11 protein-coding genes are annotated in these 15462 nt (G+C 45.4%); 6 read left to right on the top strand and 5 right to left on the bottom strand.

Annotated elements, in window-relative coordinates:
• Positions 1-65: 65 nt before the first annotated feature.
• The 4 genes from RS24_RS03955 (at position 66) to RS24_RS03970 (ending at position 9123) form a co-directional block, all read left to right on the top strand.
• Positions 66-1442 carry a sodium-dependent transporter gene (locus RS24_RS03955; RefSeq protein WP_021776901.1) on the top strand — a complete coding sequence of 459 codons (1377 nt, stop codon included), beginning with the start codon at positions 66-68 and terminating at the stop codon, positions 1440-1442.
• Positions 1443-1676: 234 nt separating this feature from the next.
• The gene (locus RS24_RS03960; RefSeq protein ID WP_021776902.1) at positions 1677-2585 is read left to right on the top strand and encodes an alpha/beta hydrolase; all 909 of its coding nucleotides are present in this window, start codon (positions 1677-1679) and stop codon (positions 2583-2585) included.
• A 442-nt stretch (positions 2586-3027) separates the two neighbouring features.
• Complete coding sequence (gene gltB, locus RS24_RS03965) at positions 3028-7701, top strand: glutamate synthase large subunit (protein ID WP_021776903.1); 4674 nt, start codon at positions 3028-3030, stop codon at positions 7699-7701.
• Positions 7702-7704: 3 nt separating this feature from the next.
• Positions 7705-9123 (top strand): glutamate synthase subunit beta, encoded by a 1419-nt coding sequence (locus RS24_RS03970; RefSeq protein WP_021776904.1) that lies wholly within the window; start codon positions 7705-7707, stop codon positions 9121-9123.
• Between the two features lie 12 nt (positions 9124-9135).
• Here RS24_RS03970 and RS24_RS03975 read toward each other — a convergent pair whose 3' ends face one another.
• Positions 9136-10338 carry a lytic murein transglycosylase gene (locus tag RS24_RS03975; RefSeq protein ID WP_021776905.1) on the bottom strand — a complete coding sequence of 401 codons (1203 nt, stop codon included), beginning with the start codon at positions 10336-10338 and terminating at the stop codon, positions 9136-9138.
• 78 nt (positions 10339-10416) lie between these two features.
• On the opposite strand from RS24_RS03975, the gene RS24_RS03980 reads away from it, so the two are divergent.
• Both RS24_RS03980 and RS24_RS03985 read left to right on the top strand, forming a co-directional pair.
• Positions 10417-11289 carry a UTP--glucose-1-phosphate uridylyltransferase gene (locus RS24_RS03980; RefSeq protein WP_021776906.1) on the top strand — a complete coding sequence of 291 codons (873 nt, stop codon included), beginning with the start codon at positions 10417-10419 and terminating at the stop codon, positions 11287-11289.
• On the top strand, positions 11286-12269 hold the full coding sequence (locus RS24_RS03985; protein WP_021776907.1) for a KpsF/GutQ family sugar-phosphate isomerase: 984 nt from the start codon (positions 11286-11288) through the stop codon (positions 12267-12269). The genes RS24_RS03980 and RS24_RS03985 overlap by 4 nt, the downstream gene beginning before the upstream one ends.
• Before the next feature lie 9 nt (positions 12270-12278).
• On the opposite strand, the gene msrA is transcribed toward RS24_RS03985, so the two are convergent.
• From msrA to RS24_RS04005, 4 genes are read right to left on the bottom strand one after another with little or no spacing between them, the layout of a single operon-like run.
• Positions 12279-12935: a peptide-methionine (S)-S-oxide reductase MsrA gene (gene msrA / locus RS24_RS03990; RefSeq protein WP_108912107.1), complete on the bottom strand. Its 657-nt coding sequence runs from the start codon at positions 12933-12935 to the stop codon at positions 12279-12281.
• 5 nt (positions 12936-12940) lie between these two features.
• Positions 12941-13714, bottom strand: coding sequence for an ABC transporter ATP-binding protein (locus RS24_RS03995; RefSeq protein WP_021776909.1), 774 nt, complete (start codon positions 13712-13714; stop codon positions 12941-12943).
• Positions 13701-14540 carry an ABC transporter ATP-binding protein gene (locus tag RS24_RS04000; RefSeq protein ID WP_021776910.1) on the bottom strand — a complete coding sequence of 280 codons (840 nt, stop codon included), beginning with the start codon at positions 14538-14540 and terminating at the stop codon, positions 13701-13703. The genes RS24_RS03995 and RS24_RS04000 overlap by 14 nt, the downstream gene beginning before the upstream one ends.
• A complete protein-coding gene (locus RS24_RS04005) occupies positions 14525-15442 on the bottom strand; it encodes a cobalamin-binding protein (RefSeq protein ID WP_021776911.1) in 918 nt (305 codons plus the stop codon). The genes RS24_RS04000 and RS24_RS04005 overlap by 16 nt, the downstream gene beginning before the upstream one ends.
• Between the last annotated feature and the right edge of the window lie 20 nt (positions 15443-15462).

A 15462-nucleotide genomic window follows, 5' to 3' on the forward strand; every position in this document is an offset into this window, starting at 1 on the left:
TGGATACAACTTTCCATTTAATCAAAACACTACTATTTATTAGATAGCTATTGAAGGGGAAATCAATGTCAGAAAATAAAAACGCCATCGGCACAGAAAATCTTGCCTGGTCATCACATATCGGATTTCTGTTGGCCTGTGTGGGTGCAGCGATTGGCCTCGGAAATATTTGGAAATTTCCTTACATGGCAGGCACACAAGGCGGCGGCGCATTCGTATTAATTTATCTGGTTACCATTTTCCTTATCGCAATACCTGTGGCTGCGGCAGAGCTTATCACAGGTCGAATGGCAAGGCGCAACGCTGTCGACTCCGTTATTTATTTAGCGCGCGATACCAAGAACCCGGCACTTTTTGGTATTTCCGGTCTGATTGCCGTTCTTGCAAGTTTTATGTTACTGACTTTTTATCCTGTCATTTCCGGCTGGGTCATGGCCTATCTCGGCAAATCACTCATAGGTGGATTTTCGGGGTTTGACGCCGATCAAGTCGCAACAGAATTTAACAACCTTCTTGCCAATCCTGCTGAGATGATTTTCTGGCAGGTTACATTTCTGATGCTGACAGGGTTTGTTATCTCGCGTGATATCCACTCTGGCCTTGAAAAAGCAAATATATTTTTAATGCCCATTCTTTTTTTGATGCTTGTGATGGTTGTTATTTATGGCGCCATAGAGGGAGACATTGGAGCCGCAATCAGCTTTTTGTTTACGCCTGATTTTTCGAGTATCACACCTGATGTCATTCTCTCAGCTGTCGGTCACGGATTTTTCTCGGTGGGTGTTGGAGCCGCCATGTTGATAACTTATGGAGCGTATCTAGACCATCATGTCAGCATTGGGGAAGCTGCTATCACCATCGGCATTGCAGACACAATAATAGCCTTACTTGCCGGCATTGGTATTTTTGCGATTGTCTTCGGTCAATCTCTTGAACCCGCACAAGGCCCCGGACTTATTTTCGTAACCTTGCCATTAGCGTTTTCGGATATGACCGGAGGCGGTTTTTTTGCCTCTTTATTTTTCTTGCTTGTTGTTTTTGCCGCGCTAACTTCAAATCTCGCCCTCACTGAGGTTATAGTTCGCTTTATCAGCGACAAGCTGGGGACCTCTCGCGCCAAAACAACTTTAGTTGTCTTAATGGCGTCTTTCATCATTGGCCTAACAACAATATTTTCCTTCAATATTTTGAGCGAATTCAGACTTTCTGATACTGGTGTCTTTGCCGACAAGACATTATTTGATGCTAAAGATTATGTAACATCTAATATTCTTATGCCGCTTGGGGGCTTGCTGATTGTAGCTTTTGCGGGGTGGGTTGTCCCTGCAAATACCTCACTGAAACATTTTGGTGGAACAGCTTGGATGCACACTATTTGGCTTTGGCTGTCACGCCTCATCGCGCCATTAGGTGTTATTTGGGTTTTTATTAGCAATCTGTGAAGTATATTTTACTAACATATTCTAAAATTTAAAACATCGAAGTCATTTATTTGTTCAGATTACTAAAGTACCTAATGAAGAATTTCTTTGATCCACTACAAACAAGAAACTGTGACAGTTTTACTTTTGTCATATATTCAAAATAGAAAAGACATTAGGGCTATATATATATCAACCTATTACTCAAATTTACGAGTTCATTTACACGTGGTAACCAAGGATTAAGCCAATAAAATGAAAAAAATAAGTTTTCAGGCGCGTTTTTTAAAACGTATTTTTAGGCATTTCATAAAACCAATGCTTGAGAACGCAGGTGGCATTGAGGATATTAAAAGTGCTTCACGGGGGGAAGGTCCATTAAGCCGCTATTTGTCAAGGTTTATGCCTAAGCCTGATGAAAAAGTCATGATTGACCATATTTATGCTGAATGGCACGGTAAATCAGATGCTAAAGGAGCCCTTCTTTATTTGCATGGGGGGGCATTTGTGGTAGGGAGCCCCAAATCTCATCGAGGTCTAGTTAAAAATATCACCAAATTTGCTTCATTTCGTGCATTATCAATTGATTACCGGTTGGCACCAGAACATCAATTTCCAGCTGCACTTGAAGATGCCGAAAAAGCCTATGACTGGCTTTTGGAAAATGGCTATTCGCCTGAGAATATTGCTGTAGCGGGAGATAGTGCTGGTGGATGCTTAACTCTTGCGCTGTTGTTGAAACTTAAAGAGGTAGAGAAACCCTTACCTTCATGTGCCGTCACGATGTCGCCATGGACAGATTTGACTGGAAGTGGTGCGTCCGTTCGACTAAGAAATCATATTGACGACATGCTTGACGGCACCAAACTCAATGAAACTGCTGCACTATATCATGGTGAAACACCGGCAACGCACCCGCTTGTTTCACCACTTTTTGGTGATTTAGAAAACTTACCGCCTTTACTTATTCAGGTCGGAACTGACGAAATTCTCTGGGACGATGCATGCTCATTTGCAGAAAAAGCTAAAATGGCAGGAAATGAATGCACTCTAGAAGTATACGAAAACATGCCTCATGTTTTTCAACTCGGCGCGGATTTCGTTCCAGAGGCAAAAGTAGCGGTTAAAAAAATTACAGAATTCGTTAATACTAAAATAAAGTAGAATTTTAATTTATATATTTAAAAAATTTTCACAAATTTATCAGAAGATTATATGGTTTGCGCCAAATGCCAAAATGGACAATTCACCATGCGACTAATCGGCGCTACAATAATTATAATGTTAAAGAAATGCGTAATAGATTGATTCTATTAAGAATAATTTAGGTCAATAAAGCTGACATATTTACTTGTCAGTTTCCATCACAAGTGGCATATTTACATTATCAATAATGAACCTATTTAAACCTCAACTCGTAAAATACATGTACGTACGAGATATGGGATTATTGGCACTTTCTGGACTGTGTGTTTTTAAACATGCTTTTTGAATAAATATCATTAAGCGGTGCTTGTGGCTCCGCCCAAATATTTCCAGATACCAAAAATGGGTATTTGAATCCTTCAAATACTCAAAGCATGAATGTGAAACGAGAGTTAAATTAATGGATGGCAAACAAAACCGTTATCTTTCTGATAAGAAAACAGTGTTAAAAAATGAAAAAACCTCAGGCTTGCCTGAACCTCTCGGTTTGTATAATCCGCGTCACGAACACGATGCGTGTGGCATTGGATTTGTTGCTGATATTAAAAATCGTAAGTCTCATGATATTATCTCTGACGGTCTAAAAATCCTTGATAATTTAGAACATCGAGGTGCCGTAGGTGCCGACCCCAAAGCCGGGGATGGTGTAGGTATTCTCATCCAGACACCAGATGCATTTTTCCGCAAAGTCTGCGGTGAGTCAGGGTTTGATTTACCCGAAGAAGGCAACTACGCCGTCGGTTTCTTCTTTCTACCTCCAGACACTGAAAACCGAGTTCAGATTGAGAAAATTACTGAAAAGATTGTTGGTGAAGAAGGTCACACTGTTTTGGGCTGGCGTGATGTGCCCGTCGATAACAGCGATCTTGGCGAGTCCATTTTTCCCTCGGAACCTAAATCCCGTCAGCTTTTGATTGGCAACGCGCAAGATGCTAGTGACAGAGATAAATTTGACCGTGATTTATTCGTTATCCGCCGTCGTATAGAAATTGAAGTTAAGAAAATTGATAACCCTGACATTAACGGGTTTTTCTACATTCCTTCGATGAACTCACGGACAGTCCTCTATAAAGGTCTTTTGCTCTCAAGCCAGCTCGGGCCCTATTACCTTGACCTCCAAGATAAAGACATGGTTTCCGCCATGGCATTGGTTCATCAACGCTTTTCAACGAACACGTTCCCAACATGGAGCCTCGCACAGCCCTTCAGAATGATTTGCCATAATGGTGAAATCAATACAGTACGCGGCAATGTCAACTGGATGGCAGCACGCCACGAGGCTCTCAAGTCTGATCTTTTTGGTGACGACCTCAAAAAACTTTGGCCTTTGATTGAAGAAGGTCAATCCGACTCTGCATCTTTTGATAACGCTTTGGAACTAATGGTTCAAAGCGGCTATTCACTGCCGCATGCCATGATGATGCTCATTCCAGAAGCTTGGTCTGGCAATCCTCTCATGGATGCCAAAAGACGCGCCTTTTACGAGTATAATGCCGCTTTGATGGAACCATGGGATGGCCCCGCAGCGGTTGCCTTCACCAATGGGCGCCAGATTGGTGCGACACTTGACCGGAACGGTCTACGCCCTGCCCGTTATTATGTGACCTCTGATGACCGTGTCATGATGGCATCTGAAATGGGTGTCCTGCCTGCGCCGGAAGATAAAATCACTGAGAAATGGCGTCTCCAGCCGGGCAAAATGCTTCTGATAGACCTTGAACAGGGGCGCATCATTGAAGATAATGAAATTAAAGAAGAGCTTGCTTCTGCCCAGCCCTATCAAGATTGGCTTAATCAGGCGCAAATCAAATTGTCTGAGTTGCCAGAGAGTACTGCACCTGCCCATGTCGGTTTGCATGCGCCGGTTTTAGATTTACAACAAGCATTTGGTTACACGCAGGAAGATTTAAAATTCTTGCTTTCGCCAATGGTCGAGAAAAGTGAAGAGGCAATCGGTTCCATGGGAACTGACACACCTATTTCAGCCCTCTCCGACAAATCCAAGCTTCTTTATACCTATTTTAAACAGCTTTTTGCTCAGGTAACCAATCCGCCAATTGACCCGATTAGAGAAGAGTTGGTTATGTCTCTGGTCTCTTTTATTGGCCCGCGACCCAATTTGCTTGAACTTGAAGATACAGCCAAACAAAAACGTCTCGAAGTCGATCAGCCAGTCCTTACAAATGCAGATTTAGAGAAAATCAGAACCATCAGCGACATTGAAGATAACAACTTCCATGCCAAAACTTTGGATATTTGCTGGCCTGCCGATCAGGGTGCAGACGGCATGGCTCAAAGACTTACCGCCTTGTGTGAAGAAGCTGAGATTGCGATTACGCAAAATCACGAAAATATTATTATTCTTTCAGACAGGAATTTGTCTGCGGACAAAGTTGCTATCCCTGCATTGCTCGCAACCTCAGCTGTGCACCATCACCTGATCCGTAAAGGCCTTCGTACATCAACGGGTCTTGTGGTTGAAACTGGTGAGGCACGCGAAGTTCATCACATATGTTGTCTTGCAGGTTATGGCGCAGAAGCAGTTAATCCTTACCTCGCTTTCGAGACACTTGAGCATATGTGCTTAGAGAATGAAGAGACGCGGGATTTAACATCTGACGAGATTGCACAGCGCTATATCAAAGCTATGGGCAAAGGTATCCGTAAAGTGATGTCCAAAATGGGGATCTCAACCTACCAGTCCTATTGCGGCGCTCAGATTTTTGATGCCATCGGCCTCTCCGGAGATTTCGTAGACGCTTATTTCCGCGGCACAGCCACAACGATTGAAGGCATTGGCCTTGAAGAAGTTGCACTTGAGACCGTTCAACGCCATACCGACGCCTTTGGGGATAAAGCCATTCTGCGTAGTAGTCTCGAAGTCGGTGGTGAATATGCGGTTCGAACACGCGGTGAAGACCACATGTGGAATGCTGATACGGTCAGCACACTTCAACATGCTGTACGCGGTGAGGACTCAAAAACATATAAGGAATATGCCGATAAGGTAAACGTGCAGAACGAGAAATTGTTAACCTTGCGCGGTCTTTTCAAATTGAAAAAAGCCGCGGAGACTGGTCGTCAAGAAATCTCCATAGACGATGTCGAACCGGCCTCCGAAATTGTGAGGCGCTTCGCAACGGGTGCGATGTCCTTCGGCTCTATCAGCCCAGAAGCCCACCAAACCCTTGCCCTTGCCATGAACCGAATTGGCGGCAAGTCCAACACCGGTGAAGGTGGTGAAGAAGCCCAACGTTTTACGCCTCTTGAAAATGGTGATAGCATGCGCTCCGCCATTAAACAGGTCGCATCAGGACGCTTTGGTGTGACAACAGAATATCTTGTTAATTCAGATATGATTCAAATCAAAATGGCACAGGGTGCAAAACCCGGTGAAGGGGGGCAGTTGCCCGGTCATAAGGTAGACCGGCGTATTGCTGCCGTACGTCATTCAACACCCGGTGTTGGCCTTATATCACCGCCACCGCACCATGACATTTATTCTATCGAAGACCTTGCACAGCTTATCTTCGACCTTAAAAACGCCAATAGTGCAGCAGACATTTCAGTTAAACTTGTCTCCGAGGTTGGGGTTGGCACTGTGGCTGCAGGGGTATCAAAAGCCCGCGCAGACCATGTAACCATCTCAGGTTTTGAAGGCGGCACAGGCGCAAGCCCGCTGACCTCCATCAAGCATGCGGGTAGCCCATGGGAAATCGGTCTTGCCGAGACGCATCAGACATTGGTACTGAACCGCTTACGGACTCGGATTTCCGTTCAGGTTGATGGTGGCCTCCGGACAGGTCGTGATGTTGTGATTGGTGCTCTACTGGGTGCCGACGAATTTGGCTTTGCCACCGCGCCGCTCATTGCTTCAGGCTGTATTATGATGCGTAAATGTCATCTTAATACCTGCCCTGTCGGTATCGCTACACAAGATGAAACACTGCGGAAACGTTTCACCGGTACACCCGAGCATGTAATTAATTACTTCTTCTTCGTTGCCGAAGAGGTGCGTGAAATTATGGCTGAAATGGGTGTGCGGTCTTTAAACGATCTTATCGGTCAAACCGATATGCTAGATACGGATGAAGCCATCGCACACTGGAAAGCCAAGGGGTTAGATTTCAGCAAGCTGTTCGCCAAAATCGACAGCCAGGGTGAGGCTGTTTACCGCAGTCAGAATCAAGAGCATCCAATTGTCGACATTCTTGACCGCAAGCTGATTGCTGAAGCGAAGGATGCGTTGGAAAACAAAAAACCAGTCAGCATCGAGACACCAATTACAAATATTGATAGAACAGCTGGTGCCATGCTCTCAGGCGCAGTCGCCAGGAAATATGGTCATGAAGGCCTTGCTGAGGATACAATCTCTGTCCGTCTGAGCGGGACTGCCGGTCAAAGCTTCGGAGCATTTCTCGCGCATGGCGTATCTTTCGAATTGGTCGGAGAAGCCAATGACTATGTCGGGAAGGGGTTGTCGGGTGGTCGAATTGCGATTTACCCACCTGAGGAAAGCGGCATTGTCCCTGAAAAAAGCATCATTGTCGGTAATACCGTACTTTATGGCGCAATTACCGGTGAGTGTTATTTCCGCGGAGTCGCTGGAGAACGCTTCGCGGTAAGAAACTCAGGCGCATTTGCGGTTGTTGAAGGTTCTGGCGACCATTGTTGTGAATATATGACGGGTGGCTGTGTTGTTGTGTTGGGCGAAACAGGGCGTAATTTTGCAGCCGGTATGTCAGGCGGTATTGCCTATGTTTTAGATGAAAACGACGCGTTTGAATCCAAATGCAACATGTCAATGGTTGAGCTTGAAAGCATTGATGCGACAATGACGAATGAATTGTCAAACTTACGTGAGAATATGTCAGGCAATGATGCCGAGCGCCTTTATAAGTTGCTGGAAAATCATGCTCGTTACACCAATTCTGCAAAAGCAAAAACGATTCTTGTTGATTGGGACAACTGGCTGCCAAAATTTGTTAAAGTCATGCCGTCAGAATATCGTCGTGCTTTGAAAGAACTTGAAGTTGAAACAACGGACAAAGAGTCCGCACTGCCGGGAGAGTAAGATATGGGTAAGCCAACGGGTTTTCTCGAATATAACAGACATGACCGAAGCTATGTTGACCCAGAGGAACGGGTTCAACATTTCCGTGAGTTTGTTGTACCATTAGAAGCTGATGAGCTGAAAAAGCAGGCATCCCGCTGCATGGATTGTGGGGTTCCCTATTGCCATAATGGCTGTCCAGTGAACAACCAAATTCCTGATTGGAATGACCTGACCTATAATGGCAAATGGCAGGAAGCACTCCAAAACCTACATTCAACAAATAACTTCCCTGAATTTACAGGTCGTATCTGTCCTGCGCCTTGCGAAGCAAGTTGCACGCTTAACCTTATTGATGAGCCGGTAACAATTAAGTCAATAGAATGCGCCATCATTGACAAGGGCTGGGAAGAAGATTGGATTAAACCACTTGTTCCTGAAGCTAAAACCGGCAAATCTGTTGCGGTTATCGGCTCTGGCCCTGCAGGACTTGCAGCATCTCAGCAGCTTGCCCGTGCCGGTCATGATGTTCATCTTTATGAAAAAAATGCCAAAGCTGGCGGTCTTCTGCGATATGGCATTCCAGATTTTAAAATGGAAAAACATCTCATTGACCGCCGTGTTGAGCAATTAGAAGCTGAGGGTGTCACCTTCCATTTAAACACACATGTCGGTGTTGATATCACTGGCGATGAGCTTCAGGCAAAATATGATGCAGTTGTATTGGCAGGCGGCTCTGAGTCCCCACGTGACTTGCCTGTTCCAGGTCGTGAGCTTGACGGTATTCACTTTGCGATGGATTTTTTACCTCAGCAAAATCGCCGTGTCGGGCAAGAGCCAATTGGCGATATTGAACCCATTACGGCAACTGATAAACATGTTGTTGTGATTGGTGGCGGTGATACGGGGTCTGATTGCATCGGCACCAGTTTTAGACAAGGCGCACTTTCAGTTACACAACTTGAGATTATGCCTATGCCACCCGAAAAAGAAGATAAAGGTATGACGTGGCCAAATTGGCCCCTGAAACTCCGAACCTCCAGTTCTCAGGAGGAAGGTGCTGTTCGGGACTTTTCAGTAACGACCAATGAACTGATTGGTGACAACGGTAAAGTTTCTGCCCTGAAATGCGCGCGTGTTGATAATAATTTTAAACCAGAGCCGGGTAGTGAATTTGAAATCAAAGCAGATTTGGTTTTACTCGCAATGGGCTTTGTTCACCCCATCCATAAAGGTTTATTGGAACAACTTGGCGTTGATCTCGATGAAAGAGGCAATGTAGCTGCAGACACAGAAAGCTACACCAGCACGCAAAATAAGGTTTTTGCCTGTGGTGATATGCGCCGTGGTCAGTCACTTGTGGTATGGGCAATTCGCGAAGGTCGCCAATGCGCCAGAGAGGTCGATATGTTCCTTATGGGCGAAACAGCACTACCAAGATAAATCAGGTGCGCATTATTTCATCATATTGAGCAAGGCTGGCGTCGCATAGCCGTCGGGTTTAAGATTGTTCTTTTTTTGATAAGCACGTATCGCATCTCGCGTTTTCTTTCCCATCATGCCATCTGGTTTACCCGTTGGATATCCAGCCGTGTTCAGCAATGATTGTAACTCACGCAATTCAGACGGGTGCAAGGGACGTTCAGATTTTGGCCAAGCTGTTTTAACCCCTTCGCCACCAGCGAGTCGGTCAGATAAAATACCAATCGCCAATGCATAAAATGGTGCGGTGTTATAACGCAAAATAGCACGGAAATTATCGGTCACCAGAAATGCTGGGCCGGAATATCCTGCAGGCAAATAAAGCGCTGCGTTTTCTTTATTTTGCGGCAGATGTGTTTTAAGTCCCCTTACCCCAAGCCTATACCATTGCCTGAGCTCCTTTTGATGAGCTAAATCCGCCTGTGCAAAATCAAACCCCTCTGGCAAAGTGACCTCAAACCCCCATCTAATGTAATCCCGCCAACCCGAAACTTTCAGATAGTTAGCAGCTGAGCCCAGCGCATCTTCTCGGCTGTTCCAAATATCACGTTTGCCGTCGCCTGTCGCATCAACGGCATAATCCAAATAGGTCGTCGGAATAAATTGCGTCTGCCCCATCGCTCCCGCCCATGAGCCAAACATTTTATCTGATGGAATATCTCCAGCTTCTATAATCTTCAGGGCAGCAATGAGTTGCTGGCGACCGAATGCCTTACGTCGCCCACCATCATAGCCAAGCGTAGCCAAAGCTCTAAGAACATGCTTTTTACCTTGGTAGCTACCATAGTTGGTTTCCATGCCCCAGATAGCCGTCAGTAAATATCTGTGAACGCCGTAAGTTTTTTCTAGCTTGTCAAAAATAGCTTGATTGGAGGCAAGCATAGCCAGCCCCTTATTGAGTCGTGTGTCCGATACCATGGTATCGAGATATTCCCATGCCGGTTTTACATATTCGGGTTGACGCGCAGCAAGGGCTAAAATCTCCGGATCCATCTTCAATCCGGTCAAATTTTTAATGGTCTCCTCTGAAAGCCCTTCCGCCCGAGCAGAGACCTCCACATCTGACAGCCATTTATCAAAGCTCGTAGCAGATGCGACATTTGTCGCAGGGGACATATTGGTTAAAATAAAACCAAGCATTAAACTAAGCATGAAATTGACGAGGCGCATGGACATTTTTGTTAGAATCCCTTCTTTTAAGTTATGCTAAACGAGTTCTTTAACAGATAAAACTATTTATCGAGGTTAAAACTGATGAGTCAGAAAATAAGTAAAGTTGTTTTCCCTGTAGCAGGTATGGGTACCCGGTTTCTACCAGCCACCAAAGCTGTACCCAAGGAAATGCTGCCGGTTTTCAGCAAACCACTCATTCAATGGAGTGTTGAGGAAGCAACCGCAGCCGGCATTACTGAATTTATATTTGTGACCTCGCCTGAAAAACCTTCCATTATTAGCCATTTTCAGTCATCTCCTGCCTATGAGGCGATGCTTAAAGAAAGAAATAAGACCGATGAGCTTGAATTATTAAAGGCCGGATTACCAGATAATGCTAAAATTACCGAGGTTTCTCAAGATAAACCCCTCGGGCTCGGGCACGCCATTTGGTGCGCCAAAGAGGTGGTCGGAAATGAACCCTTCGCTGTAATTCTACCCGATGACATGGTTCTACATACAACTGGTTGTTTAAAACAAATGGTTGAGACCTATGAGAAGACAGGGGGTAATCTCGTTGCAGTTGAAAATGTACCGGCAGACCAGACTTTTCGTTATGGGATATTAGACCCAGAAACAGATGACGGACAGATCGTAAAGATCCGAGGCATGGTAGAAAAACCTGCTCCGGAAGACGCACCTTCCGATTTGGCAATTATTGGCCGCTATATTCTCGACCCAATGATTATGGTGACCCTGGATAAAGGTAAGAAAGGTGCTGGTGGTGAAATTCAAATCACTGACGCAATGGCTGATTTAATCGGTACATGCCCTTTACATGGCCTCAGATTTAAAGGTACACGATATGATTGCGGTAATAAGGCGGGCTTCCTTGCCGCCAATATAGCTTATGCAGCACTTGACCCTGAGCTTGTTGATGGACTGCAAGAACAAATCAGGACAATATTTAAATGACTCTTGAAGAGAACACCAAGATAAAGCCAATCGACCCACTGGACTCTGCGGCGCGTACACTGGACGCCGAGATTGCTGGCCTGGAAAAACTTAAATCAACCCTATCAAAGGATTTTGAGAAAGCTGTTGAGATGCTGGCAGGTGTTGGCGGACGCATTATCGTATCCGGTATGGGAAAAAGTGGACATATAGGTCGTAAAATTGCTGCTACCCTCGCCTCAACGGGGACACCAGCTCAATTTGTACATCCCGGCGAAGCCAGTCACGGCGATTTAGGTATGATTACAGCTCAGGATGTTGTGATAGGACTCTCTTGGTCTGGTGAAACACCTGAACTTGGCAATCTACTCTCCTATGTTAAACGCTTCAAAATTCCGCTTATTGGTATGACTTCAAATGTGGACAGTGCATTAGGCGTTGCCGCAGATGTTTGCCTGACATTACCTAAAGCTGAGGAAGCCTGCCCCTATGGGCTGGCCCCCACCACATCCACCACAATGCAACTCGCTATGGGAGATGCATTGGCAGTAGCGCTTTTACAGCGACGCGGCTTTACCAATATGGATTTCAAAAGCTTCCATCCCGGTGGCAAGCTCGGCTCAGGATTAATGATTTTGAACGACATCATGGTTAAGTCGGACATGCTTCCTCTATGTGAAGACTCTATGCAAATGTCAGAAGCGCTAATGATTATGACCGGCAAGGGCTTTGGGTGCTTGGGTGTTATTAACTTAGAAGGCGATCTAATCGGAGTCATAACTGATGGTGACTTGCGACGTCACATGGGGACTGATTTACTGGATAAAACTGCGGCGGATATCATGACTAAAGACCCAAAAACAGTCGTTGATACAATGCTCGCCGCTGAAGCACTCGCCATGATGAATGACAATAAAATTCAAAGTCTTTTCATTTGTGAGGAGTCAAAACCAATTGGTTTTATCCATCTGCATGATTTACTCCGTGCTGGGGTTGGTTAAGTTTTTAAACTAACTTTCGACACCTATGGGACATGTCACTCCCGTTCCGCCCAGCCCGCAATAACCATTAGGGTTTTTACCTAGATATTGCTGATGGTAATCTTCCGCATAATAAAAATTCGGCGCATCAATTATTTCCGTTGTGATGGGACCATAGCCTGCCTGTTGAAGTTTTTTCCCAAACTGTGCTTTAGACTCAAGCGCCAATTTTTTTTGTGCCTCGGAGAATGTGTAAATGCCTGAGCGATATTGCGTGCCAAAATCATTTCCCTGTGCCATGCCCTGAGTCGGATCATGATTTTCCCAGAAGATTTGTAACAACTTCTCATAACTAACTGTGTCAGAGGCAAATACAACTCTGACTACTTCATTATGACCCGTCAGGCCTGAGCACACCTCTTCATAAATCGGATTAGGCGTTAGGCCAGCAGCATAACCCACTTGAGTAGAGAACACCTTCGCCCCTTCCCAGAATTTGCGCTCGGCTCCCCAAAAACATCCCATACCGAACATGGCAAATTCTAAGCCCTCTGGCCAAGGGGATACCAAAGGCGTATCGAGAATAAAATGCTTACCCGACACATTTAATGGCATATCACGACCCGGCAATGCCTCATCCGGGCTTGGTAACTCAGTCTTTTTTCTTATCAAATTAAACACCATCATTTACCTCAAACTGTCTCGCAGATGCTTATATCCGACTGTATTGTTTCAATAGGGCCATCCCTTCGCCCCTCAAGTAGCTGTCTTAGCCAAGGGTTTTGATCTTCCCGCGCTTGTTCAGAATTGCCATGCCAGCGCAAACATCCTTCGTGCAAGACGGCAATTTCATCATAAGCCTCATGAATATTAACCATGTTTCCGGTAACAGAAATCACAGTCGCACCTTTTTTATCGACAAGCCCTTTGATCATACGATCTATTTTCGCCGCCAAAATCGGATCAAGACCAGCAGTTGGGTTATCAAGCAATAAAATATCCGGATCCGTGGCAATCGCACGTGCTAGCCCGACTCTTTTTTGCATACCCCCTGATAAGTCAGCAGGAGTTAAAATGGCATTTTCCTCTGGAAGGCCGACTTTGGGCAATAAAGCTTCGGCCTGTGCGCGTGCCGCACGTCGTCCCAACCCGTCTGCCATTAGTCTGAAAGCAATATTTTCCCAAACTGTCAAACTGTCAAAAAGGGCATTTTGTTGAAACAACATGCCAATACGATGACTAAGTGCTTTTGGTCTTTGTGCTGCTGTCCCAACCTCTTGACCATCAATTCTAATGACACCCTCTGAAGGGGCATAAAGACCAACAAGACATTTTAAAAGTACAGACTTACCCGCCGCCGCTGGCCCGATAAGTGCAAGCGAGCGCCCTTGTTTTAAAGACAAATCAACCTTGTCTAATGCAACGAGGTCATCAAACGTCTTGGTGACAGCTTCAACCTGCAACATTTTTTTCATCTCCAGTGACTTTTATTGATGGTATAATATAAGGCCCTTTATCGGTCCTGCCAAATTCTGCATTTACATTAAATACAGATGATAAGTTTTTCTCAGACAAAACATTTTCAGGGTTACCCATTGCTTCAACTCTGCCTTTATTCATCAATACAAGCCGGTCACTTAAACGCGCAGCAAGGGTAAGGTCATGGACAATGGTCACGACAAGCTTGCCTCTATGCACTTCTTCTTGCAAAAGCGCTGAAAGGTGTAATTGGCGCTCTGGGTCAAGCGAAGTAAACGGCTCATCCACCAACAAAACATCTGCATCAGTGGCGAGCAGACGCGCCATCAAAATCATAGCCTGCTCTCCTCCAGATAATGACAGAACGGATTTATCCGCATAGGCATCTGCTCCGCAACGTTGCATGGCCTCATAAATTTTTATCTCATCATTTTGACGCGCTTGGAAACTCTCTCCATGCGGTAAGCGTCCGAGGGCGACAAGTTCTCGCGCCAAAACAGGCCAATGCAAAGCTTGAAATTGGGGTAGATAGGCAATCATTTTGGCGCGCTTATAGGAATCGGACAAAACATCCTCACGCCCATCATATAAAATTTGCCCCGCATCAGGTGTCAACAAACCTGCAAGACATTTAAGTAAAGTTGTTTTACCCGCCCCATTCGGGCCAATTAAACTGACAAGCTCTCCAGCTTCTAAGCTAAGGGATACGCCATCAAGAGTTTTATGTGTTAAATCGCCATTGTTTGTATAGCGATGACACAACTCAACAACATCTACAGTCTTTAGAGTTTCACGCGCTACCATTTCTGCCATCTTTCAGGATTATCAATTTTTGGCACACAATTAGGGTTTAAAATCTCAGCAATAATGATGGCCGACTCCAGCAAGCGTGGGCCTGGTCGATTATAAAAATGGTTGCCATTAGCAATATAAACTTCGCCATCCTGTACAGCCCTTAAAGACTGCCACGAAGAGTTATCTGTCAAAGATCTGAGTTCCTCGCGCGCCCGCTCTACATCAAAACCGCACGGGCCAACAATAATCACATCCGGATCAGCAGCATGAATATCATCCCACACCACTGCTGGCGAATGATGCCCGCTTTCACCCAACACAACATCTCCACCACCATATGAAATAATTTCCGGCATCCAGTTACCTGCTCCCATAAGCGGCGCAGTCCATTCCATGAAGAAAACAGATTTTCTTTCCTCACCAGAGACCGCTTCAGCGAGGTTCTTGAACCCTAAACTCATCTTCTTAACAAGCGCTTCCCCGCGTGCTTCACATTTCAGAGCTACGGATAGGTTTCGAATATCCGTCATCACATCATCAAGCGTCATTGGCTCAAGTGATACCAGCTTTGGCGGCACGCGATGCGATCCCATCCAATCTTTTAAAGCTGTCTCAACCTCATCAAGACTGACGGCACAAAGCTCACATTGAGACTGAGTGACAATCACATCCGGCGCCAAATCAGCAAGCTTATCAGCATCCAGCATATAAACAGAAACACCCTGTTCCACGAGACGCCTGACATCAGCATCTATCGTAGCGGCACGCGCCATGGGGTTCATTTTTGGCTGGGTTAGAATCGGCAGATTATTCAGGCCGAGGGGCCAGTCACATTCATGTGACCGGCCCACAAGGTTTTGCTGAAACCCCAAAGCACAAACCAATTCCGTTGCGCTTGGGAGAAGGGAAACAATTCTCAAAAATGCCTCCTTACTATCAG

It is taken from the genome of Candidatus Micropelagos thuwalensis (assembly GCF_000469155.1).
Lineage (GTDB): Bacteria > Pseudomonadota > Alphaproteobacteria > RS24 > RS24 > Micropelagius > Micropelagius thuwalensis.

Excerpts from the sequence above, each read along its gene's own strand:
- msrA (WP_108912107.1), bottom strand. The coding sequence starts at position 12,935 with ATGATGGTGTTTAATTTGATAAGAAAAAAGACTGAGTTACCAAGCCCG.
- RS24_RS03960 (WP_021776902.1), top strand. The coding sequence starts at position 1,677 with ATGAAAAAAATAAGTTTTCAGGCGCGTTTTTTAAAACGTATTTTTAGG.
- RS24_RS03980 (WP_021776906.1), top strand. The coding sequence starts at position 10,417 with ATGAGTCAGAAAATAAGTAAAGTTGTTTTCCCTGTAGCAGGTATGGGT.
- RS24_RS03995 (WP_021776909.1), bottom strand. The coding sequence starts at position 13,714 with ATGTTGCAGGTTGAAGCTGTCACCAAGACGTTTGATGACCTCGTTGCA.
- RS24_RS03975 (WP_021776905.1), bottom strand. The coding sequence starts at position 10,338 with ATGTCCATGCGCCTCGTCAATTTCATGCTTAGTTTAATGCTTGGTTTT.
- RS24_RS04000 (WP_021776910.1), bottom strand. The coding sequence starts at position 14,540 with ATGGCAGAAATGGTAGCGCGTGAAACTCTAAAGACTGTAGATGTTGTT.
- RS24_RS03970 (WP_021776904.1), top strand. The coding sequence starts at position 7,705 with ATGGGTAAGCCAACGGGTTTTCTCGAATATAACAGACATGACCGAAGC.
- RS24_RS03955 (WP_021776901.1), top strand. The coding sequence starts at position 66 with ATGTCAGAAAATAAAAACGCCATCGGCACAGAAAATCTTGCCTGGTCA.
- gltB (WP_021776903.1), top strand. The coding sequence starts at position 3,028 with ATGGATGGCAAACAAAACCGTTATCTTTCTGATAAGAAAACAGTGTTA.
- RS24_RS03985 (WP_021776907.1), top strand. The coding sequence starts at position 11,286 with ATGACTCTTGAAGAGAACACCAAGATAAAGCCAATCGACCCACTGGAC.